The 22,753-nt window shown below is 36.3% G+C and carries 15 protein-coding genes and 4 pseudogenes; 10 read left to right on the plus strand and 9 right to left on the minus strand.

What is annotated here, in order from left to right:
* A pseudogene (locus CWATDRAFT_RS34080) lies at window positions 1–591 on the minus strand (transposase); the annotation flags it as partial.
* 79 nt (window positions 592–670) lie between these two features.
* On the opposite strand from CWATDRAFT_RS34080, the gene CWATDRAFT_RS18470 reads away from it, so the two are divergent.
* Complete coding sequence (locus CWATDRAFT_RS18470) at window positions 671–1,066, plus strand: hypothetical protein (protein ID WP_007303072.1); 396 nt, start codon at window positions 671–673, stop codon at window positions 1,064–1,066.
* Between the two features lie 521 nt (window positions 1,067–1,587).
* Here CWATDRAFT_RS18470 and CWATDRAFT_RS18475 read toward each other — a convergent pair.
* From CWATDRAFT_RS18475 to CWATDRAFT_RS34090, 4 genes and pseudogenes are all read right to left on the minus strand, one after another.
* Complete coding sequence (locus CWATDRAFT_RS18475) at window positions 1,588–2,229, minus strand: transposase (protein ID WP_007306469.1); 642 nt, start codon at window positions 2,227–2,229, stop codon at window positions 1,588–1,590.
* Between the two features lie 64 nt (window positions 2,230–2,293).
* On the minus strand, window positions 2,294–2,875 hold the full coding sequence (locus tag CWATDRAFT_RS18480; RefSeq protein ID WP_007303150.1) for a helix-turn-helix domain-containing protein: 582 nt from the start codon (window positions 2,873–2,875) through the stop codon (window positions 2,294–2,296).
* 688 nt (window positions 2,876–3,563) lie between these two features.
* Complete coding sequence (locus CWATDRAFT_RS18485) at window positions 3,564–5,189, minus strand: IS1634-like element ISCwa1 family transposase (protein WP_007306470.1); 1,626 nt, start codon at window positions 5,187–5,189, stop codon at window positions 3,564–3,566.
* Between the two features lie 116 nt (window positions 5,190–5,305).
* Window positions 5,306–5,527 (minus strand): annotated as a pseudogene (locus CWATDRAFT_RS34090) (RNA-guided endonuclease TnpB family protein); the annotation flags it as partial.
* Window positions 5,528–5,774: 247 nt separating this feature from the next.
* On the opposite strand from CWATDRAFT_RS34090, the gene CWATDRAFT_RS18490 reads away from it, so the two are divergent.
* The gene (locus CWATDRAFT_RS18490) at window positions 5,775–6,662 is read left to right on the plus strand and encodes a phosphatidate cytidylyltransferase (protein ID WP_007306471.1); all 888 of its coding nucleotides are present in this window, start codon (window positions 5,775–5,777) and stop codon (window positions 6,660–6,662) included.
* 7 nt (window positions 6,663–6,669) lie between these two features.
* On the opposite strand, the pseudogene CWATDRAFT_RS18495 reads toward CWATDRAFT_RS18490, so the two are convergent.
* A pseudogene (locus tag CWATDRAFT_RS18495) lies at window positions 6,670–7,719 on the minus strand (dipeptide epimerase).
* Between the two features lie 238 nt (window positions 7,720–7,957).
* Between CWATDRAFT_RS18495 and CWATDRAFT_RS18500 the strand changes: the two are divergent.
* Window positions 7,958–8,203, plus strand: coding sequence for a HypC/HybG/HupF family hydrogenase formation chaperone (locus CWATDRAFT_RS18500; RefSeq protein ID WP_007306474.1), 246 nt, complete (start codon window positions 7,958–7,960; stop codon window positions 8,201–8,203).
* Between the two features lie 10 nt (window positions 8,204–8,213).
* On the opposite strand, the gene CWATDRAFT_RS18505 is transcribed toward CWATDRAFT_RS18500, so the two are convergent.
* A complete protein-coding gene (locus CWATDRAFT_RS18505; RefSeq protein WP_007306475.1) occupies window positions 8,214–8,972 on the minus strand; it encodes a response regulator transcription factor in 759 nt (252 codons plus the stop codon).
* 96 nt (window positions 8,973–9,068) lie between these two features.
* Between CWATDRAFT_RS18505 and CWATDRAFT_RS18510 the strand changes: the two genes are divergently transcribed.
* The gene (locus CWATDRAFT_RS18510) at window positions 9,069–9,815 is read left to right on the plus strand and encodes a creatininase family protein (protein ID WP_007306476.1); all 747 of its coding nucleotides are present in this window, start codon (window positions 9,069–9,071) and stop codon (window positions 9,813–9,815) included.
* A 2-nt stretch (window positions 9,816–9,817) separates the two neighbouring features.
* On the opposite strand, the gene CWATDRAFT_RS18515 is transcribed toward CWATDRAFT_RS18510, so the two are convergent.
* Entirely contained in the window at window positions 9,818–10,801 is a 984-nt protein-coding gene (locus tag CWATDRAFT_RS18515) for a glycosyltransferase family 2 protein (protein ID WP_007306477.1), read from the minus strand.
* 164 nt (window positions 10,802–10,965) lie between these two features.
* Between CWATDRAFT_RS18515 and purM the strand changes: the two genes are divergently transcribed.
* The 6 genes from purM to CWATDRAFT_RS18545 all read left to right on the plus strand — a co-directional run bounded on the left by purM (window position 10,966) and on the right by CWATDRAFT_RS18545 (window position 21,692).
* The gene (gene purM / locus CWATDRAFT_RS18520) at window positions 10,966–11,988 is read left to right on the plus strand and encodes a phosphoribosylformylglycinamidine cyclo-ligase (protein ID WP_007306478.1); all 1,023 of its coding nucleotides are present in this window, start codon (window positions 10,966–10,968) and stop codon (window positions 11,986–11,988) included.
* A 270-nt stretch (window positions 11,989–12,258) separates the two neighbouring features.
* Entirely contained in the window at window positions 12,259–14,925 is a 2,667-nt protein-coding gene (locus CWATDRAFT_RS18525; RefSeq protein ID WP_042711844.1) for a glycoside hydrolase family 10 protein, read from the plus strand.
* Window positions 14,926–15,058: 133 nt separating this feature from the next.
* On the plus strand, window positions 15,059–16,006 hold the full coding sequence (locus CWATDRAFT_RS18530) for a homogentisate phytyltransferase (protein ID WP_007306480.1): 948 nt from the start codon (window positions 15,059–15,061) through the stop codon (window positions 16,004–16,006).
* 124 nt (window positions 16,007–16,130) lie between these two features.
* Window positions 16,131–17,507, plus strand: a complete 1,377-nt coding sequence (gene murD / locus CWATDRAFT_RS18535) for a UDP-N-acetylmuramoyl-L-alanine--D-glutamate ligase (RefSeq protein WP_007306481.1) — start codon at window positions 16,131–16,133, stop codon at window positions 17,505–17,507.
* Between the two features lie 330 nt (window positions 17,508–17,837).
* Window positions 17,838–20,039 carry a Calx-beta domain-containing protein gene (locus tag CWATDRAFT_RS18540; protein ID WP_007306482.1) on the plus strand — a complete coding sequence of 734 codons (2,202 nt, stop codon included), beginning with the start codon at window positions 17,838–17,840 and terminating at the stop codon, window positions 20,037–20,039.
* 125 nt (window positions 20,040–20,164) lie between these two features.
* Window positions 20,165–21,692 (plus strand): IS5-like element ISCwa2 family transposase gene (locus tag CWATDRAFT_RS18545; RefSeq protein WP_085961755.1). Its coding sequence is split into 2 segments (ribosomal slippage): window positions 20,165–21,583 and window positions 21,585–21,692, totalling 1,527 coding nucleotides; the frame shifts between segments, so codons are not numbered across the junction.
* 317 nt (window positions 21,693–22,009) lie between these two features.
* On the opposite strand, the pseudogene CWATDRAFT_RS18550 reads toward CWATDRAFT_RS18545, so the two are convergent.
* Window positions 22,010–22,534, minus strand: a pseudogene (locus CWATDRAFT_RS18550) (IS1634 family transposase); the annotation flags it as partial.
* Between the last annotated feature and the right edge of the window lie 219 nt (window positions 22,535–22,753).

Consider the following 22,753-nt stretch of genomic DNA (forward strand, 5'->3'; position numbering starts at 1 on the left):
CAGATAATTTATCAGAAAATAAAGAACTTTGCCAGATTTTTTTTAGTTGTTGATTGCCTTGATTTACTCCTTTATGTTTAGAGGGGACTAGCTCTCCTGATAAGGGGACAGCCCAAGGGACTTTTTCTGTGTCTATTTGGTCAGGTAAAGCGCAGACAACGGAATAACAATGTCCAATATTAATGGGTTTATTTCCCTTAATTGGATTGAGGTAATGAATAAAGGTTTTATCCGCTAACGTTTCGGCAAACGGTCGTGGACAGGGAGTTGTGTCAATACCAAATAAGTTATAATGTTTTGAAGTGGGAGGAATTGTTCTCGATACCGCTGAAAATAAAGTCTCAATTCTCTGTTCATAATTAGGGTCAGTTTGAGTGGGTAAAACTCTTGAATTCCTCTATATAAACTGTTATAATCTCTTCTAAATAAAGGATTGAGAGACAATTCAACGACTGAGTGAGCTTGTTGGTTACTGGAGAGGGCATCGAGTAATTCTATAATAGTTTCTTTTCTAGCTTTTAGTCCTTGGAAGAGGTTAGACCTCCACACCAGGAATTCCTCGACAGACGTAGCCGTTTCATTTTTGGTCATTTTTAAAATTTATTACCTTATAAATTAGCGTAATATATACGCTAACATCAAAAAAGGTTGTTTGTTACAGTTAAGGCTAATGTCATCACATTCCGAACTTAAGACCAGTCAAGATGTCCACCTGAGAGCCAAACAAATTAAGAGTCTAATTCGCTCTCTTAAACAGAAAATAAAGAAAATTGAACGGGAAGGGGAAGTAGCACCAGCTAATTGTCATATTATTCGTTATCAGGTTAATGGAAAGGGAACAATCTACTGGTATTATAAACTACAGGCTGCTGAATCAATTTTTCCTATGGCCACTAATAATGAGAAAAAAACCAAATATAAATATTTAGGACGAGCCGGAAGTTCTGCTCATATTGATGCTGTAGAAAAACTCACTAGAAGAAATCTCATTGATGAATTAGAACGAGTCATTCAATCTCTAACTGAAAGCTACTTAGATATCTATATTGGAACCGAAACTGAATGAAGCTATTTAATATTTAAAATCCCCTAAAAAGATGGAAAGAGAGTTTTTAAAATCACCTTAATTCTCTATTTTAGCTCCGGAGATATGTTTAGCGTAAGATTTACGCTAACAATTGTTTTTTATCCAAAGTCCAAAATGAAGGTTGAACCGTTGGTTAGGGTAAGTCTGGCGTTATCAAGGGTATTAAGATTGAGGTTTCCGTCAACGCTTACTCCATCTAAGACATTATTGCCAGTGCCAACAATAAAGTTACCTTCTTCTGCAATTAAAGTACCCCCTGTAATTGTCCCTCCGTTGAAAGTCCAGGGGCCGGTACTGTTGTTAAAGGTATAACTACTATTACTGTTATCCCAGCTATAGTTTTGAATGGAAACGTTACCCCCTCGACTATTATCAATGTTTCCTAGTCTGAGAGTATTAAAGCTATCACTGATAACTAGGCTAGAGTTTGAGTCAATGGTAATGTCTCCTTCTTCATTACTCCAATTACCTAGTGCAGCTTAGCAAAAATAATCCACCAGTCACTTATGATCTTTAAAGCCCTTAAATTTCCAAACGAACGGCTTAGCAAAATGTTGATTAAAGTAATCAATAAAATTGAGAATTTTTTGGGATAGTTCTTCAGTTGAACGGACAGTAATTCTTTTGAGTAAACGCCTGACTAAGATCGAAAACCAACACTCAATTTGATTAAGCCACAATGTATGTTTGGGAATATAAACAAAGCGAATTCGATGAGATTCATCTGATAAAAAATCTGCTCTGCTGTCCATAGATTGCAAAATCCCCTCCTTTCCTTTTCTCCCCAAATCAATAGTAATTCCACAGCTTTCTGCTACTAATTTGACTAAGCTTTCCGATTTATGAGTGTTGAGTTTATCTACAATAAAAATCCATTCTGCTTTTTCATCAATCTTAATCACTCTCTGGATATGTTCAGAAAAATCTTGTTCTGTTCTTGTCGGTCCAATAGAGGGACTAACAACTTTTCCTCTTGCCACATCCCAGTTCGCAATCAAGCTTAAAGTTCCGTGTCTTTCATATTCAAATTCGATTTTTTCTACTTGTTTAGGCTTGATTCTTTTGTTCGGAAATAATCTCTCAAGAGCTTGAATCCCTGTCATTTTATCTGTACTAATTAAATGAATTCCTTGTTCTAACAAAGTTTTAGCTTCTTGATGAAGTTCACAGATATATTTGACTTGCTTTTTAAATTTTAAGGGATCATCAATTTTGGCATTTAACCAGTAACGAACGAGATGTGGTTGTAATGTCGCTTCTTTTTAAAAAACGCCCCACACTACGGGGGGAAATCTTTTCGACAATTCCTCTTTTTATGGCTTCATCCGCCAACTCTGAAGGTGTCCAATGGCTCACTGGTCTGTCTGATTTTTCACATTCTTCACAAGCGATCGCTACAATCTGGACTACTTGTTCGACCGTAAAGGATTTTGTTGTTCCAGGTCTTGGGCGATCGCTTAAAATTCCTTTGATCAAGACCATTAATGCTTTCTCCGTTACCTGTTGTTCTTCGGCGGCACTCAGTTTTTCTCTCTCCTCAAACCATCGCGATCGCCACTGACGCACTTGTACTCGGTCTAATTCTAATCTTCGACTAATCGAACTATTGCTCTCTCCTGATGCTGCGGCTAAGATTAGCTTGGCTCGTCTAACAAGGCGATAGGGGTTTGTTGTCCCTCTCACTATTTGTTGGAGTACTGTTTTCTGTAGGTTGGAGAGGTTAATTGGCAATGCTTTTATCATGGACATCAACTTCGAGATTCTTCCGTTAGTTTCATTGAAACACATTGTCGTGGCTAGTCACGAAAGTTTCTGTAAAAATCTGGTGGATTACTTTCGCCAAGCTGCACTAGAGTGATACTATCACTATTTTCGATAACATCGAATTTCAAACCGTTACCCAATTCTAAACCTGTAAAGGTCAAATCTCCCGATGCACCAGGGAAAGTAATAATTTCAAAGCTATCTCCTAAAATGGGGAAGAAGTTGTCAATTAAACTGATATTAACTACACCATTAAGGGCCGCTGAACCCAGAATTTCGATGCGATCGAATTCTGCCCCGGCAGTTAAACCTCCTATTTCAATATTGACACGACTATTGTTGGTTTGAATTATGCCATCATTGAGGACGAGTAAACCTGCCCCATCGATACCGGGGTTGAGGGTTCCTGCTGAGATTAAATTACCCCGAATTGTCCCGTTACCATCGATACTACCACCTTGAAGTTCAAACCCAGATTCCGCACTTCAAAATGTAGTATTAAAAAATACATAGTTTTAAAAAGTCCGAAAATCATACCTGGGCAAGAATATTTCTCTTTTCATTAAATTTTTAGGAAAAATAATCAAATTAAGAAGATTTATACTCATTGAAAACTTAGCAAGACTCAGCACAAACAAAGGAGAGTTTCCTCTTCTCATTTGATATCATTAGACTCTTATTCTTTTATTATTTTTGCTTTATCCAATTCAATTTATAGATAATATCTTTGACGAGATGCAGGTAATAAACTCAATATAAAACGCCTTTCTTCTGTTAAATTGACAATTTGTTTAACTCCGTTTAAAATCACATAATGAATACCTTGAAAACATTGAAATATCCACCTCAAAGTCGGACGCAATGTTACTTTCCCTACTTGATTATTTATTCCTTTTTTGACTCTTTTTAAACAATTTCTTAATTCTCTTTGCCCCAAGTTATAAATCAACAAACACAAAGACATTAAAAATAACATTGTTTCTATTCTTTCTGGTTTTTCAACGAAGAAACTATCAGTAAAAAATAAGGGATCTTTCAAAAATCGAAATCCTCTTTCCGTAGATTGCTGGTTTTTATAAGTTATCAGAATTTCACTAGCTTCTAATTTATTTTCCTCTACTAAGTTAGTTGCTAAAATAAATTTTCCTGCTTCTTTAGTCTTTCTACTTATCTCTTCATCTTTTTTGATGATCAGACTAATCATTTTATAAATCTTTTCCTTTTTTTTCGAGTAAGTTTCAATCAGTTCAACTTCTTTTATTTCCAACAATCTCAATTTTTTATTAATAGCTTTTAATTTATATCGAGCAGCTTGAGGATGTTCAAATTCTTCAGATTGTATTTCTTTAAGAAATTTTTGGGATTTCTTCTCTTCTTGGGAAAGTTGTTTTTCTAGTTTTTCCAAATCACTTTTCTGTCTTTTTTCACTCAAGACTATTAACCAAGTTTGCTTGATTCCACCATAAGTAACAATTTCTTCTTTCCAGGTATAACTTTCTAAATTTAGGTCACTTCTTTTTTCTTTATCTTCATCTTTTACTTCTTCCACCTCTATATTTTGCACTAATTCTTTTGCTTTTTTTATGGTCATTGGAACTCTCGTTATCCATTTTAAATGTTGGATTAGTTGGAGATTTTCTTGACCATATAAAGCACTATCACAAACCATGATACTATCAAACTTTATTTGCTTTTTGAATTCTACTAAAACTTTTCCAAATACAGCTTTATCAGATTCATTTCCATCTCCTACTCTCACAAATAATGGAATATCTCCATCTTGGCTTGTTATTAAATCCAAGACACGTTGTTTTAAGTCTGGTCTATGATCCCGAGAATATCCTTTCTTAATAAAAATTGGTCTTTCTTTAATATTTTTTTCTTCTTCCTGTTTCTCTTTATCTTCTTCCCTTTTATATTCTCCATCTAAATGAAATGATGTGGAATCTAAATGGGAGTATTTAAGGTCTATTTTAAATTTTTTAATTACTTCTAAAACTACTTCAATAAAAATATCATTTAGTCCATATTTATATAATTCATCCATTACTCTCCCAATTTTATCATCATTAAGGTAATCAGGTTTAATTCTTTCTCCTAACAATTTCTCAATGGCTTTATCTTGAAAAAACTGACTGAATAAATATAGAGGTCTTGAAACAAATCCTAGTCCATTGATTAAAATAGACTTAACTACTGTACCTGCTGAGATTTTTTCTCTAACATCTATTCCTAATTTATTATTAATTATTTTGACTATTCCTATTTCATCAATTAAACCAGCTACTATCCCTAAATGGTCTAAATTTTTAACTTGTATTTCTTCTAAATAAGACATTTTTCGCTCTTTTTTTACAGAGGAAACAACTTAAGCAATTATCCCACTTTTTTGTCTTCAAGAGCTTAAGCAATTATACTTAATTATTAACCCCAGGCTTGTAGTATTTAATGCTACTTTTTGAAGTGCGGAATCTGGGTTCTTAAATGTTTAATTTGACGACCATTCCAAAACTTCCCAAACCCATTAGGCAACGAAGCAACAGCAATTTGATTTTGACCCCTATCTACCCCAATCCAATTTTTAACTGTTTCAGCGTCGGGAACTTCCATCGACACTGACAACAAAACATACCAGATACCTTTTGAGGATTTCCAGAGCTTAAGACTACCCTTTCTTGGTGCGCATTCCCTTGGTTAAAACCAATCGGGTCGCTTTTCATGAGGACGCGGATTTGTCGTCGCACGGCAAATCATCTGAGCGTCCGTCCACCGCATAAATGACGGTGGCTTTCAGGCTCCCGTGTTATTTTAGGTAACAATTATAGAAAATTGGTCGAATGAAGGGAAAAAATTTGTTAACCTTTCATAAGGAATCCTTAATGTTTTTGCCTCTTGACTCCTCACCTTAATCTTTTCTACTGTTATGCCTTGGACTCGAATCATTACAGCTATTGTAGCTATTTTCCTCGCCTTGGGAATGTTAATTATCGGGGGATGGTACTTTACCCTTGGACTTTGTGTCATAGTCTTTTTGGGACAACTGGAGTATTTTCAATTAGTTCGCGCCAAAGGGATCGCCCCCGCAGCGAAAACAACCCTGGTTGTGTCTCAAATCTTACTAATTAGTTCGGCGATCGCTCCACCCCTAACCGATGCGTTATTCCCGTTAACTGGGGCTTTAATCTGTTTTTACCTATTATTTCAACCAAAATTAGCCAGTATTGCTGATATTTCTACCTCAGTCTTAGGGCTATTTTATGGAGGATATTTACCCAGTTATTGGGTAAGATTACGAGTAGGGTTTGCCCATGCAGTTCCCACGGTGGATGTAGCGAGTATTAACTTACCGTTTATGGGGTATTGGCCTGAGTCTTGGACCGAACCCAAATTATTTCCCCCTGCTTTAACTGTTACCTGTTTAGCCTTTGGTTGTATTTGGGCGGCGGATATTGGGGCTTATATCATGGGAAAATGGTTAGGACGAACACGCTTATCTGATATTAGTCCCAAAAAAACAGTAGAAGGGGCATTATTTGGCCTATTAGGAAGTGTTGTTGTCGGAGAAATTGGGGCTTGGTATTTAGAATGGCCTTACTGGTATGTAACAGGGATGGTCTTAGGGGCATTAATTGGTATTGTTAGTTTATTAGGTGATTTAACAGAATCCATGATGAAACGAGATGCCGGGGTTAAAGATTCCGGTCAATTAATTCCTGGCCATGGTGGTATTTTAGATCGAACCGATAGTTATGTTTTTACTGCCCCTTTAGTCTATTATTTCGTAACATTATTCTTACCTTTATTGCAATAGATAAACTTTATGTCAAACTAGACTTGATCCCTAATCCTGGTAAATTATTGAGCCTTAATTTTCCCTGTTCGAGACTAACACCATCAAAGGGATCATCTATTAAATTCAAATGACTATCTAAGTCTAAATAATCCGCATAAGCAGCTAAATGAGTCATAGCAGTATTAGCCAAACTGCTATCAGAATAACAACCATACATCACTTGTAATTTACAAGTTTTGGCTACGGCGATCATTCTCATTACCTCACTCAATCCTCCTGCTTTCATTAGTTTAATATTAATGCCATGAATATAAGGAGAAAGCTTGATAATATCTTCACTCTGAAAACAACTTTCATCTACAAAAATAGGTAGAGGCTATCGCTGATATAATTGGGGTAAATTACCTTCATCTCCCACTTGTAAAGGTTGTTCTAAATATTTAACATTTTGTTTGTCTAACCAGTCACTCATCTCAATAGCTTCTTTTAATGTCCATCCTCCGTTAGCATCTACCGTTAAAGGAATATGGGGAGTTTCTGCACGAATGGCTAAAATCATGGCTTTATCTGCTTCTATTCCTTCGGGAGAACCCAACTTAATTTTTAATAGTTTAACCTCCATAAAATTGAGCCAGTTTTTAACTCTTTCCACTGCTTTTTCTGGGGAACTAATACCAATAGTAACAGATGTGGAAAAAAGTCTATCGCCCTTTAATACCCAGAGTTTCCAGAGGGGTAAATTAACCTTTTTTCCTAACCAGTCGTACAATGCAGTATCGATGGCAGCACGCAGAGAAGAATGCAGCTTACTTTCTAATAAAACCGTTTCTATTGCTTGTCTTTGTAGGGGATGATATGCTTCTAAACTAGGAATAATATTTCTTAAATCTTGTTGTAATTGCTCACTATTTATGCTTGTTCCTTTTATTACTGAAAAAGGAGAAGCTTCCCCCCATCCTTCTATACTATCTGCTTCTATTTTGAGCAATAAATTAGTATTTTTAGCAGTAGTTCCCCGACTAATGGTTAAAGGGAACCGTTTATGGACAGTAAAAGGTTGAATAGTAAGACGCATTGAATTCACGAAAGTTTATTAAAAAGCAACAAACCCTAAAAAATTAATTAATCAGCTAAGGGAATATTTATTATTACTGTATCATAAAGGCTAATCCATGATGTAAATGTACTTATGGATTATTTTTTGAGAGTCTTCACTAAAAAAGAAGACAGAGAACACATCTATTAAATGAGATTACGAGGAAACTCCGAATCTCAATAACATCCCAGATCCATCCATTGAGGTTTAAATAATCATGTGTTTAGCGGTTCCAGGAAAAGTCGTTAGTATTAGCGGAGATGATCCTTTATTAAGAAAAGGAAAAGTAAGTTTTGGGGGAGTTATTAAAGAAGTAAGTTTAGCTTACGTTCCTGAAGTCAAAATAGATGACTATGTAATTGTCCATGTTGGATTTGCCCTTAGTATTCTAGATCAAGAAGCAGCAGAGAAAAGTCTCGCAGAATTTCGAGAAATGGAAGCCATTTTATCAATAGAAAATTGATAATTATCCATTATCCAAACCGATAACCAAAGCCCCGAACCGTAATTAAATATTGGGGTTGACTGGGATCTTGTTCCAATTTTTCCCGTAACCAACGAATATGAACATCGACGGTTTTAGTATCTCCTAAAAAATCAGGCCCCCAAATTTGTTCAATCAGTTGATCCCTTGACCAAACACGACGGGGATAACTCATGAATAATTCTAATAAGCGATATTCTTTAGGAGAGAGATTAATTTCTTCTTCGGCTAATGTCACCCGACATTCTTGGGTGTAGAGGGTAATATCACGAAACTGTTTAACAGAACTCGATGAAGAACTGGTGAACTTTTGACGACGAATTAAAGCCCGGCAACGGGCGACTAATTCTCGCATACTAAAGGGTTTGGTCAAATAATCATCAGCACCCACTTCTAAACCCAAGACACGGTCTGTTTCACTGGCCTTGGCACTAAGAATCAAAATAGGAATAATATTGCCGTGATAACGCAACAGACGACAGATATCTAAACCATTTACTTGAGGTAGCATCAAATCCAAAACCAACAGATCAAATTCCATTGCTGTTGCTGTGGGATTTTTTGCTTCCTGTTGTAATAAATTTAGCGCAGTTCTTCCATCACTAACCGCAGTGATCTCATAACCTTCATCTTCCAAGGCCAGGACAATCATATCTCGGATAACGTCTTCATCCTCCACCACCAGGATGCGATGAGTGTTGACGACAGAAGGGTTAGGGGGATTTTGATTGGTATCAAAAGACAACATAATTAACCTAATTTGTGATTCTATGCCAATATAGACAAAAAAACTAAACCGTTAGAATGGAAAACGTCCTCACAATTGTTATACCATTTAATCTCTATGTTGCTACATCTAATGACCTGGCCCGAAGTTGAAGAGTATTTACAAACCAATACAGGGATTATTATTCCCATTGGTTCCACCGAACAACATGGACCAACAGGGTTGATCGGAACCGATGCAATATGTGCAGAAGCGATCGCCAAAGGAGTAGGCGAAGCAACTCAGACCGTAGTAGGACCCACCATTAATGTCGGGATGGCTTTACATCATACGGCTTTTCCTGGCAGCATGAGTTTACGGCCTAGTACCCTCATTCAAGTGATCCTTGATTATCTTACCAGTTTAACCGCCGCCGGATTTACTCGTTACTTTTTTATTAATGGTCACGGGGGCAATATTGCCACCCTGAAAGCTGCTTTTTCTGAGAGTTATTATCATTTATCCCATCTTAATATTCCCCAAGCAACTCAAGTTCGCGCTAAAGTTGGCAACTGGTTTATGTGTCGTGCTGTTTATCAAAAAGCCAAAGAATTATACGGAGATCAAGAGGGATCTCATGCGACTCCTTCGGAAGTAGCTGTAACTCAATTTGTTTATCCTGAGTCTATTAAAAATGCTTCTTTATCTCCTGATGTGAATTCCGGTTATCCTATTTATGGAGCCTCAGATTTTCGATCTCATTATCCCGATGGTAGAATGGGATCAAATCCAGCTTTAGCTACCCCCGAACACGGTGAACAGTTGTATAATTTAGCTGTTAAAGAATTAAGTGAAAGTTATTTAAAATTCGCTCAAGCTGATTAACTTCAATTAGAGTTTTCTAACTGTTTATACCCTAGTTTATCTTCAAAACCATAACGTTCTCGAATTAAATAAAGAGGACGTTGTTTAGTTTCTTCATAAATACGGCCTAAATATTCTCCTAATATTCCTAACGTAATTAACTGTACACCGCCAATAAAAAGAATTGTTACCATCAAAGACGCATATCCTGGCACATCAATGCCCAAAATAATCGTTCTAATGATTAAAAAACTTCCATAGGTAAAGGCTAATAAGGATAAAACAACTCCTAAATAACTCCAAACTTTTAACGGAACTAAACTAAAAGAAGTAATTCCATCTAAGGCAAAATTCCATAACTTCCAATAATTCCATTTGGTAGTACCTTGGATTCGGTTGGGGCGATCGTATAATACATAAGTCTGTTTGAAACCAACCCAAGCAAACAACCCTTTCATAAAGCGAGTTCTTTCCGGCATGGTTTTGATTGCTTCTACCACTCGTCTATCTAGTAAACGAAAATCTCCAGTATCACGGGGAATAGGAACACTACTAATACGACTAATAATGCGATAAAAAGCATTAGCTGTTGTCTTTTTAACCCAACTTTCTCCTTGTCTTGAGCGACGTTTTCCAGAAACAACATCATAGCCTTCTCGCCATTTTGCAACCAATTGTTCGATTAACTCGGGGGGATCTTGTAAATCAGCATCTATGGGTATGATAGCCTTGCCTTGGGCATTTTCTAACCCTGCTGTTAAGGCAATATCCTTACCAAAATTACGAGAGAGACTAATGACTTTAATCTCAGGATAACGATTATGATAATCAATTAAATACTCTAGGGTTTGATCTCTGCTACCATCATCAACACAGATCACTTCATAAGATAAGCTTAGACGATCTAAAATCCTTAAAAGTCGCTCAAAAAGTATCTCAAGACCTTGTTCCTCGTTGTAACAAGGGACAATAATCGATATTTCTACTGAATTAAGATTAAATCGCATAATTTTATCTGGTTGAATCAATTGTATCAATTGCTTAAATGATTTAATTATGATAGCTGTTTTATCTTGTTTCTTACTTTTTGCCGATCAACTCGAATGAAACCCACAAGACAATATCAGTTACAATGACTGAATCCAACTTATAAGAGTTTCGCCAGTTTTCTATGGACTATCAAGACGCAGGGGTTAACATTGAAGCCGGTCGCTCATTTGTCGATAAAATTCGTCGTTCTGTGGAAAGTACCCACAGTCCGCAAGTTTTAGGAGGATTAGGGGGTTTTGGGGGCTATTTTGAGTTACCCACAGGTTATGAAAATCCTGTGTTAGTTTCCGGTACCGATGGGGTGGGAACTAAGCTAAAAATCGCTCAAGCTATCAATTCTCATCACACCATTGGTATTGATTTGGTGGCCATGTGTGTCAACGATATTTTAACTTCTGGGGCTAAACCTTTATTCTTTTTAGATTATTTGGCTACAGGAAAATTGAACCCCCAACAATTGAGTGATGTGGTAACGGGAATTGTGGAAGGATGTCGTTTGAGTGGTTGCGCTTTATTGGGGGGAGAAACCGCCGAAATGCCCGGTTTTTATGCAGTGGGTGAATACGATGTGGCTGGGTTTTGTGTCGGTATTGTGGAAAAAAGTAAACTGCTCGATGGCTCACAAATTAATGTTGGTGATGTGGCGATCGGCTTAAGTAGTAGTGGAGTACATAGTAATGGTTTTAGTTTAGTTCGTAAAATTGTTGAAGTGAATAATCTAAATTGGAGCGATCGCTTTGAGCAACTAGGGGAGCAAACTTTGGGAGAAGTTGTCTTGACACCGACTCAAATTTATGTACAACCCATTCTTGAAGCCTTAAAATCAGGTCTAGAAATTAAGGGAATGGCTCATATTACAGGAGGGGGTTTACCTGAAAATTTACCCCGTTGTTTAAGGGAAAATCAATCTATTAAAATCAATCCAGGGACTTGGCCAATTTTACCCATTTTTCAATGGATTGCTGCCATGGGTAACGTTGAATCTTCTGCTATGTTCCATACTTTTAATATGGGTATTGGTTTAGTTGTTATTGTTCCTAAAAGTAAATCAGACCTGAGTATAAAATGGTTTAACAATCAAGGAATATTAGCTTATGAAATTGGAGAAGTTATTGAAGGGAATAGAGAATTAATAGGATTATAGAGTTCCCATACTTGTGAGGTACACAGTTTTCTAGTTTTAGGAGTTCGGAGTTCGGAGTTCGGAGTTCGGAGTTCGGAGTTCGGAGGCGCGATATTAGGTGTACCGTTCGGAGCCGCGCTCACGGCGAAGCCTCATGAGTCCGAGAAACGCTATAAACTCACATATAGGCACAGTTTACGATAAAATAATCAAAACTTAGGAAATCCTAATAAATCAGACAGTGAGGAGTGTGTTGTGTTGAGGAAAGTCAAGAGAAACCAAACTAAGCTATTGGGGGTAAAAGCCGTAAAAATTACGGTCAAATCCCTTCTAAAACTACTTTCACCCCTCATTGCTTCAAGTTTCTTGATTACACCCTCCCATGCACTCCTGGGTAGGGTTGGAGTGGTGAGAAGTACTGAAAATCAACAACAGTGGACATCCATTCGTAACCGTCTTCTGTCCACAGGCATTCAATTCTGTTTGCTCGAAGCAGAAAATTGGCAAACAGCAGAAGACCTCAGAAACGTTCGTACCCTATTTCTACCCAACGTTGAAACTATTACAGGCCAGCAAGCAGAAGCCCTAGAAACTTGGTTACAAGCACGGGGAAATCTAATTATTAGCGGACCCACGGGTAATTTATCGGAATCAGTCGTTAGAGACCAGTTACGGGCTTTATTTGGAGCTTATTGGGGCTTTTCTACTTCCAATCCCTCCACTATCAGAGTTCAAGACACGGTCCAACTTTCTTTAGTTAACCAGGCCAGCCTCAATGATAGTTTGATTGGTGGCGTAATTCTTCCCAGTGCTATTACCGCTCAACCCCTTGCTGTCTGGTTAACAGAAAATACCCCCCCTGCAGTTGTTGTCAACGAACAAACCACTTTTTTAGGGTGGCGTTGGGGTTTCAGTGGAGTAACCTCTGCTGCTTTTGATGTTAATTGGTTAAAAACTGTTTTAAATCGTTATGGTATCAACGAAACCAATCAATTAGTGGCCGAAAATAGTCGAGAGATTCCACCCTGTAATATAGTGGATCTCAACGTCCCTCAACAACCCTTCCCTATTTTACCTCCTAACTATATTCCCCAACCAGAACAACCTCAGACGAACCCAGAAGAACCTTTCATAGAAATTGACTTAACCCCTGAATCTTCTCTTCCTTCACCAATCTTAATCAGCGATCGCCGTTCTGAAGGATTGAATTACAGAAATACTCCCACTGTGCCGAGTATTTCCCCTCAACAGGCACAAACCATGAGAGAGGAGTTATTTGACCTCATTGTTCGCTTTGAAAGTACCTTGATCGCCTCCCTAGCCCATAACGATCCGACTTCCAAGCAAAATAATTTAGCCCTGCGTCAGTCCCAAGAAGCGTTAAACCAAGCTAAGCTGAGTCTGCAAAAATTTCAGGGATTATTACAACAAAGACAATACGATCAAGCTCGACGAGTGTGGTTAAAAGCCCGTCGTAGTCTCTGGGACAATTATCCTAGCGATCGCTCCGTCGCTCAGCCGGAAGTACGGGCCATGTGGTTAGATCGGGGTAGTATTGTCAAAACCCGTTCAGAAGCCGAGTTAGCTGTACTATTTGACCGTATGGCTGAGGCCGGTATTAATACCGTTTTCATGGAAACTGTCAACGCCAGTTATCCCATTTACCCTTCCTCGGTAGCACCAGAACAAAACCCCCTCACTAAAGGTTGGGACCCCCTCAAAGTTGCCATTAAATTAGCCCACGAACGCAACATGGAACTTCATGCTTGGGTTTGGGTGTTTGCCGCAGCCAACCAAGGTCATAATCAGGTATTAGAACAACCGGAAAATTACTTAGGTCCCGTACTTTCCCGTAACCCCGATTGGGGGATAACGGATAAAAAGGGTAATTATTTTGATCAAGGACAACAATTTAAAAAGGCTTTTCTTGACCCTGCCAACCCCAAAGTTCAGGACTACTTACTGTTGTTATTCGACGAAATTGTGCGGAATTATGATGTAGATGGGATTCAATTCGATTACATTCGTTATCCCTTTCAACAACCGCAAATTAATCAAACTTTTGGGTATAGTAAGTCATCTCGTTATCTCTTTAAAGAAATGACAGGGATTGATCCTATCGAAATTTCTCCAGGCCATCCTTTATGGAATCAATGGACAGGGTTTCGTATTCATCAAGTTGATAGTTTCGTTGCCAGAGCCTCTCGTCATTTGAAAAAGGTCAAACCTGAATTAATTATTTCTGCTTCTGTCTTTCCCATTGAACAACGCGATCGCCTCTTTCGTTTACAACAAAATTGGGAAGAGTGGATGCGACAAGGATGGGTTGATATGATGGTTTTGATGACCTATGCTCTCGATACTGGTAATTTGGAAGAACGCATTGAATTGGTTTTTGATGATAGTTGGCCCCGCTCTTCTTTAGTAATTCCTGGGTTACGTTTATTGAAGGTTCCTGATCCTGTGACTATCGATCAATTACAATTTATTCGTAATTTGCCCATCAGTGGTTTTTCACTCTTTGCTACTGAAAATTTAACCCCTTCTTTACGAGGTGTATTAAGTCGGGTTCAAAGCTCTGAAAAAAGCCAACCTTTACCCTATCGTGAGCCTTTTAAAACTGCCTTAGCTCGCTATCAATCTCTACAAAAAGAGTGGATGTTTTTAGCCAACAAACAAGGGTTAAAAATGGACAAAGATAGTTTTAAAAACATGGATGCTCAAGGAAAACAATTAGAAAAAGCCTTGAATCAATTAGCAATGAACCCATCACGGCAAAATTTGAAAATAGCCCAACAAACCTTAAGACAATTTCAACAACAGTTTCCTAACTGGATGGGAAACCAGAAACAAACTTATAACTATCAAGTTCAAGTTTGGGAAAATCGACTACAAACCTTAGATAAATTATTACTTTATGGAGAAAGGAGAATGATTAGTAATTCTAAAATAAGATGATAAAGATTAAGGGAGAATTGTGTTATTTATAAGACGACAAATTATAATTAAAACATTAATGATATTCCTCTTTCCTCGGAATGACGATTATTAATTATCCATTGTCCATTGTCCACTATCCATTATCAATCTTATGTCTCAAACATCTATTAATAGTCCTAGAATTTTTTGGAAAACCCCCCTTGCTTGGTTATCAAGTTTATGGGAATTTTCTCGTCCTCATACCATTGTTGGCACAAGTTTAAGTGTCTTAGCTTTATATTTAATTGCTTTAGCAACTGTAGACAGTACAGTTAATCTTGAGAATATTCAATATTTATTAATTGCTTTATTTCCCTGTTTATGTGGTAATGTTTACATAGTCGGACTAAATCAATTAGAAGATCAAGAAATAGATAAAATTAATAAACCTTATCTCCCTTTAGCATCAGGGTATTTTTCTCAGATTCAAGGGCGTTACATTGTTAGTATTACAGGACTTCTAGCTATAATTACTTCTTGGTTAGGAGGTTCGTGGTTAGGCATAACAGTAGTTCTTAGTTTACTGATTGGTACTGCTTATTCTGTTCCTCCTATTCGGTTAAAAAGATTTCCCCTATTGGCTGCTTTTTGTATTTTTACAGTTAGGGGAGTTGTTGTTAATTTAGGGGTGTTTTTATACTTTATTCACTCTTTTACATCCACCTCTTTTTTAGTGCCTGAAGTGTTGATACTGACGGCATTTGTGGTTATTTTTACGGTTGCGATCGCCATTTTTAAAGATGTACCTGATCTCGAAGGTGATCAAGAATATAATATTACAACTTTCACAATTTTGATAGGAAAAAAAGCAATATTTAAAATTTCTTGTGGTGTGATTATATTCTGCTACTTGGGAATGATAATAATTGGACTTTTATCGAGTTTTAATATCAATCAACCATTATTAATAGGTTCTCATGTTGCCTTACTAACTTTACTATTATGGCGTAGTCAAAGGGTTGATTTAGAAGACAAAAATTCCATTGCTCAGTTTTATCAGTTTATCTGGCGATTATTTTTCTTAGAATATTTATTGTTCCCTCTTGCTTGTTTAGTTTGAGGTAACACAGTCTTCTAGACTGTAGCATCAGAGAAATTATGTTACTTTTTAATCTTGAGTTTAATCGTCAAAAAGTGCTAAAATAACCCATAATTTATCCATAGACAAGGAAGCCATAAAACCGATGGCCACAGCTTATATTATCGGACTAGGTAGATCGGGTATTGCTGCCGCAAAATGCCTCAAACAAGACGGATGGGAAGTTATAATTAGCGATCGTGCTACTTCCGAGAATCTAAACCCTTTACAGCAACAATTACAAGCAGAAGGAATTACAGTTAAATTAGGTCATACCCCTAACTTAAATTCTAATGCCTTACCTAAATTAATCGTCGTTAGTCCTGGTGTTCCTTGGGATATTCCTTTCTTAATAGAAGCCCGTGAGAAGAATATTGATACCATAGGAGAATTAGAATTAGCCTGGCGATATCTTAACTCATCCCCTTGGGTGGGTATTACAGGGACAAATGGTAAAACAACAACTACAGCTTTAGTTGCAGCCATTTTCCAAGGTGCAAAATTAAATGCACCCTCTTGTGGCAATATAGGTTATGCTGCTTGTGAATTAGCTTTATCTCAATTACAAAAAGATAGCACTTCTAACTATGATTGGATTATTGCAGAAGTTAGTAGTTATCAGAGTGAATCATCCCAAGCATTAAGCCCCAAAATTGGTCTATGGACAACCTTTACCGCAGATCATTTGAATCGTCATAAAACTCTAGAAAACTATTACGCAATTAAAGCATCTTTATTATATCGTAGTGAATATCAAGTCTTTAATAGCGATGATCCTTATCTACACCAAACAGGTTTACATCAATGGGCCGATGCTTATTGGACAACCGTAAAAGGTAAAGAGAATTTACTTTGTGATTCTAGTAAAGGGGTTTATATTCAAGATAATTGGGTTGTGGCTTTTGGGGAATTAATTTTACCCTTAAATCTCTTCAAAATGCCAGGTTCTCATAATCAACAAAACCTTTTAATGGCTATTGCAGCAGCTAGATTAGCCGGGATTGAAAAAGGGGCGATCGCCTCAGCTATAGCAACGTTTAAAGGGGTTCCTCATCGCTTAGAATATATCACAACCATTGACGGAATCGATTTTATTAATGATAGTAAAGCAACTAATTATGATGCAGCAGAAGTCGGTTTATTGTCAGTAAAATCTCCTGCAATTTTAATCGCAGGAGGAGAAGGAAAAGAGGGAGATGATAATAAATGGATTGCTCAAATTAAATCAAAAGCTGCTAAAGTATTACTTATTGGTGAAGCAGCGGAAAATTTTGCTAAACGTCTTCATGACGCTGATTATCATAGTTATGAAATTCTAGAAACAATGGATAAAGCGGTAGAAAGAAGTTTAACTATAGGAAGAGAAGTTAAAGCAAAGGTTGTCCTTTTATCTCCTGCTTGTGCAAGTTTTGATCAATATCGAAGCTTTGAACATCGAGGGGATGATTTCAAAGAATTATGCCAAAAATTGAAGGAAGACTGATTATTAAATTACTTCACTTGTGAATCTAATAGTTATTAATAACTATTAGATTTATAGTATAAGATTTTATCTATTAAGTATTTATAAGGTTCGTTATAAATACTTAATAGATAATTTCAGTATGTTTACGGCTCCGTTTATTCCACATTAATAGGTAATCTATACTTAGATAGTATAAATTGTCGATTATTAAATTATTGAAATTTTATTGATCTTACTTCTAGCTAAGAGCTAGCAGTAAAAAATATTAGTGTTACCTAGTTATTTTGAAATAATCACTTTTTAACCATCATAGTTTTCTTTTTATTGATCTAGAAAATATTTTTTGCCATGACTACTAATCAAACTTCCATCGAATTTTCTTCCGCTAAATATTCAGGAATTGAAAAAGGTCAACCCTTTCTCAACCTAATAAAAATTACTGTCATTCGTTCTGGAAATACCGATAATTTTGATAGTGTAGAACTTCATCTAGGTAATAGAACAGCGCAGGAAGGGTCAGACTTTGGTGGAATCTTTCCTCAACCGATAGATTTTCAACCAGGAGGAACTGAGAAAAAAGTTTATATTGATATCTATGATGATTTTAAGAGAGAAGGAACAGAAAATATTGAACTAAAATTAATTGGAAATCCTACTATTTTAGGACAACAATACATTACCACGGTTGACATCTTAGATAATGAAAGTGCCAATATTTCCTTTGAAAAAGCCGAATATATCGTGACAGAATATGACCCAAATAACCCTCAAGTTGCCATAACCTTAACCCGTTCTGGGGACTTAAATAACACTGTATATGCAGAAATTCAATTAGGAGGAGGCAGCGCAAACTATGAAGAAGACTTCTCGGGAATTATCTTCCCAGAACTGGTAACATTTAGTCCCTGGGAAACAACACAAACCATCTATTTATCTCCAATGGACGATGGGTTATTAGAAGGAACAGAAACCCTTGAATTAAACCTAGTAACTAATCCTTCATTCAAATACGTAACAGTAGGAGAAAACCCCAGTAAAACCATTTCTATTCTAGACAATCAAACCGCTTATTTAGAATTTGAACAAGGAGAATATATAACCTCAGAAATAGAAGGAGAGTCCAACCAAATAGCTATTACTATCAACAGAACAGGGAATATTTATGACCTTATTAATGCTGAAATAGAGATTAGTAACATCAGTGATACATCTGGGACAAACTTCAACTATTCCTCTCAGATAACCTTCAATCCAGACGAAACAAGCACCACCCTTTATCTGGATATTCCTGATGATAACGACAGGGAAGGAACAGAAACCTTACAGTTAACTCTACAACCAGAAATGGGAGATAATGAGGTAGTTATTGGTGAGCAAAATACCACAACAGTCAAAATCTTAGATGATGATGTTTCCTATATTGAATTTGAGCAGGTGAGTTATAAAGTCAACGAAGAAAGTAACAGCAGTTTCGGCAACTTTATAGAAATAATAGCAACCCTTTCAGAAATAACAGACCTGTTTGCTTATGCAGAAATACAAATAGAAAATGGAACAGCAACACAAGGAGAAGACTTTAATTTATTAACAGAATACATTGAATTTAAACCAGGAGAAACCGAGAAAAGCATTTACATTGATATCACAGATGATGGCAACTTTGAAGGAACAGAAAATTTACAATTAAAACTGGTTAATATTTCAGGAATTCCTGACATAGCTATTGGAGAAAAACATAGTACAAATATTACCATATTCGACAAAGATATAGCCAATATTTCCTTTGAAAAAGCCGAATATATCGTGACAGAATATGACCCAAATAACCCTCAAGTTGCCATAACCTTAACCCGTTCTGGGGACTTAAGTAACAGTGTAGATGCAGAAATTCAATTAGGAGGAGGTAGCGCAAACTATGAAGAAGACTTCTCGGGAATTATCTTCCCAGAACTGGTAACATTTAGTCCCTGGGAAACAACACAAACCATCTATTTATCCCCAATGGACGATGGGTTATTAGAAGGAACAGAAACCCTAGAATTAAACCTAGTAACTAATCCTTTATTCGATTACGTAACCCTAGGAGAAAACCCCAGTACAACCATTTCTATTCTAGACAATCAAACCGCTTATTTAGAATTTGAACAAGGAGAATATATAACCTCAGAAATAGAAGGAGAGGATAATCAACTAGCTATTACTATCAACAGAACAGGGAATATTTATGACTCCACTAATGCTGAAATAGAGATTAGTAACATCAGTGATACATCTGGGACAAACTTCAACTATTCCTCTCAGATAACCTTCAATCCAGACGAAACAAGCACCACCCTTTATCTGGATATTCCTGATGATAACGACAGGGAAGGAACAGAAACCTTACAGTTAACTCTACAACCAGAAATGGGAGATAATGAGGTAGTTATTGGTGAGCAAAATACCACAACAGTCAAAATCTTAGATGATGATGTTTCCTATATTGAATTTGAGCAGGTGAGTTATGGTGGATTTGAGAATAATAATCCTGACTTAAGTAGGGTTTGCTGAATAAAAGCAAAACCCTATTCTTTAAAAGGTTACACCCATATTCGCGATCGCAAAAAAGATCAGCTTTGTCGGCTACAAACCGCTATAATTGGTAGAAACACCTCCCAGTTGTTGGTCAAGAATAAATGTATCGAAAAGAGGAGCAACCTTTACCGCCCCCAGAAAAATTTGAATTACCTTTCGAGGGCAAATTGTCCCCCAATAATCGTTGGGTAATCATGGCAGGGTTGATACCTTGGGATGATTTTGAGGAAGAATATGCTAAACTTTTTTCAGCAGAAAAAGGTGCGCCAGCCAAACTATTTAGAATGGCATTAGGGACATTAATTATTAAGGAAAAATTAGGAATAAGTGATAGAGAAACTATAGAAAAGATTAGAGAAAATCCCTATCTACAATACTTTATAGGTTTAAATTGTTATCAACAAGAGCCACCACTGGAATCTTCAATGCTAGTTCATTTTGGGAAAAGAATTGATGGAGAATTGATAAACAAAATCAATAAAAAAATAGTAAAAAGAGAAATAGACAAGAGTGATAAAGAAGTAAAAAAAAAGGATTGTCTCCAAGAAAAAGGAGAAAAAATAAAAAATAAAGGTAAACTAATTTTAGATGCGACTTGTGCGCCAGCAGACATCAAATACCCAACGGATTTAGGCATATTAAATCAAGCCAGAATTGAGACAGAAAGAATAATAGATAATCTTTATAAACCATTAAGAGTAAAATTGAGAAAAAAGCCGAGAACTTCTAGAAAAATTGCTAGAAAGGAATACTTAAAAGTAGCTAAAAAACGAAAAGTATCTTATCAAGAAAGAAGAAAAGCTATCGGGAAACAGTTAAAATACCTTAAGAAAAATTTAGGAAATATAGAAGACTTATTTCAAGCTGGGGCTTCCCTGGAAAATCTGAGTAAAAGACAGAAAAATTGTCTAGAGACTATCAAAAAAGTTTATGAACAACAACAGTCAATGTGGGAGAATAAGACCCAGAGTGTTCCTCAAAGAATTGTAAGTTTAACTCAACCGCATATTCGTCCAATAGTGAGGGGAAAAGCAGGAAAACCAATAGAGTTTGGAGCTAAACTCTCAGTAAGCTGTGTAGATAACTATGTGTTTCTAGACAAAATAAGTTTGGAAAACTTCAATGAATCTTGTCATTTAAAAGAACAAGTAGAAAAGTATAAAGAAACGTTTGGCTATTATCCCGAATCCGTCCATGTAGATAAAATTTATCGAACTAGGGAAAACAGAAATTGGTGTAAGGAAAGAGGGATAAGAATCAGTGGTCCGAAGTTAGGAAGACCTCCGAAAAATGTCAGTGAAGAAGAAAAGAAACAAGCCCACTCCGATGAATGCTTCCGTAATGCTATTGAGGGAAAGTTTGGACAAGCTAAACGAAGATTTAGCCTAAATCTCGTAATGACAAAACTCCCTGAAACCTCCATTACATCTATTGCTATTACATTTTTAGTTGTCAATCTTTCTAAACTTCTGAGGCAGTTTTTGTCGCTTTTTTTGTCCTTATTTACTAATAATAGAACAGGGGGAACTCATCAAACCGCCTTTCATTAATTTTGATTATACTTTAAACAATTTTTATGTACTAAAACTTATTGATTTGTCAGAAAATTCTTGGTCAAAAGTGGCATAAATTTTGGAGAAACTTTTTCAGCAAACCCTAATTAGACCAATTCCCAGTAAAGCAAAACTATAAGCCGACATATAACCCAGATTCCGCACTTCAAAATGTAGTATAAAAAAATACATAGTTTTAAAAAGTCCGAAAATCATACCTGGGCAAGAATATTTCTCTTTTCATTAAATTTTTAGGAAAAATAATCAAATTAAGAAGATTTATACTCATTGAAAACTTAGCAAGACTCAGCACAAACGAAGGAGAGTTTCCTCTTCTCATTTGATATCATTAGACTCTTATTCTTTTATTATTTTTGCTTTATCCAATTCAATTTATAGATAATATCTTTGACAAGATGCAGGTAATAAACTCAATATAAAACGCCTTTCTTCTGTTAAATTGACAATTTGTTTGACTCCGTTTAAAATCACATAATGAATACCTTGAAAATATTGAAATATCCACCTCAAAGTCGGACGCAATGTTACTTTCCCTACTTGATTATTTATTCCTTTTTTGACTCTTTTTAAACAATTTCTTAATTCTCTTTGCCCCAAGTTATAAATCAACAAACACAAAGACATTAAAAATAACATTGTTTCTATTCTTTCTGGTTTTTCAACGAAGAAACTATCAGTAAAAAATAAGGGATCTTTCAAAAATCGAAATCCTCTTTCCGTAGATTGCTGGTTTTTATAAGTTATCAGAATTTCACTAGCTTCTAATTTATTTTCCTCTACTAAGTTAGTTGCTAAAATAAATTTTCCTGCTTCTTTAATCTTTCTACTTATCTCTTCATCTTTTTTGATGATCAGACTAATCATTTTATAAATCTTTTCCTTTTTTTTCGAGTAAGTTCAATCAGTTCAATTCTTTTATTCCAACATCTCATTCTTATTTATAGGTTTATTTATTCGAGCAGTTGAGGTGTCACATCTCCGATGTTTCCTTCAGAACTTCGCATTCTTCCCTCTGGGAAATGGTTCTAGTTTCCATCCTTTCGCTTTTCCCCAGATTTACCAGTTGTGTTCCCTAGTACATTTTTTCCGGTTATCTAAATAGCACTCTTTTAAGCG

It is taken from the genome of Crocosphaera watsonii WH 8501 (assembly GCF_000167195.1).
Taxonomy (GTDB): domain Bacteria; phylum Cyanobacteriota; class Cyanobacteriia; order Cyanobacteriales; family Microcystaceae; genus Crocosphaera; species Crocosphaera watsonii.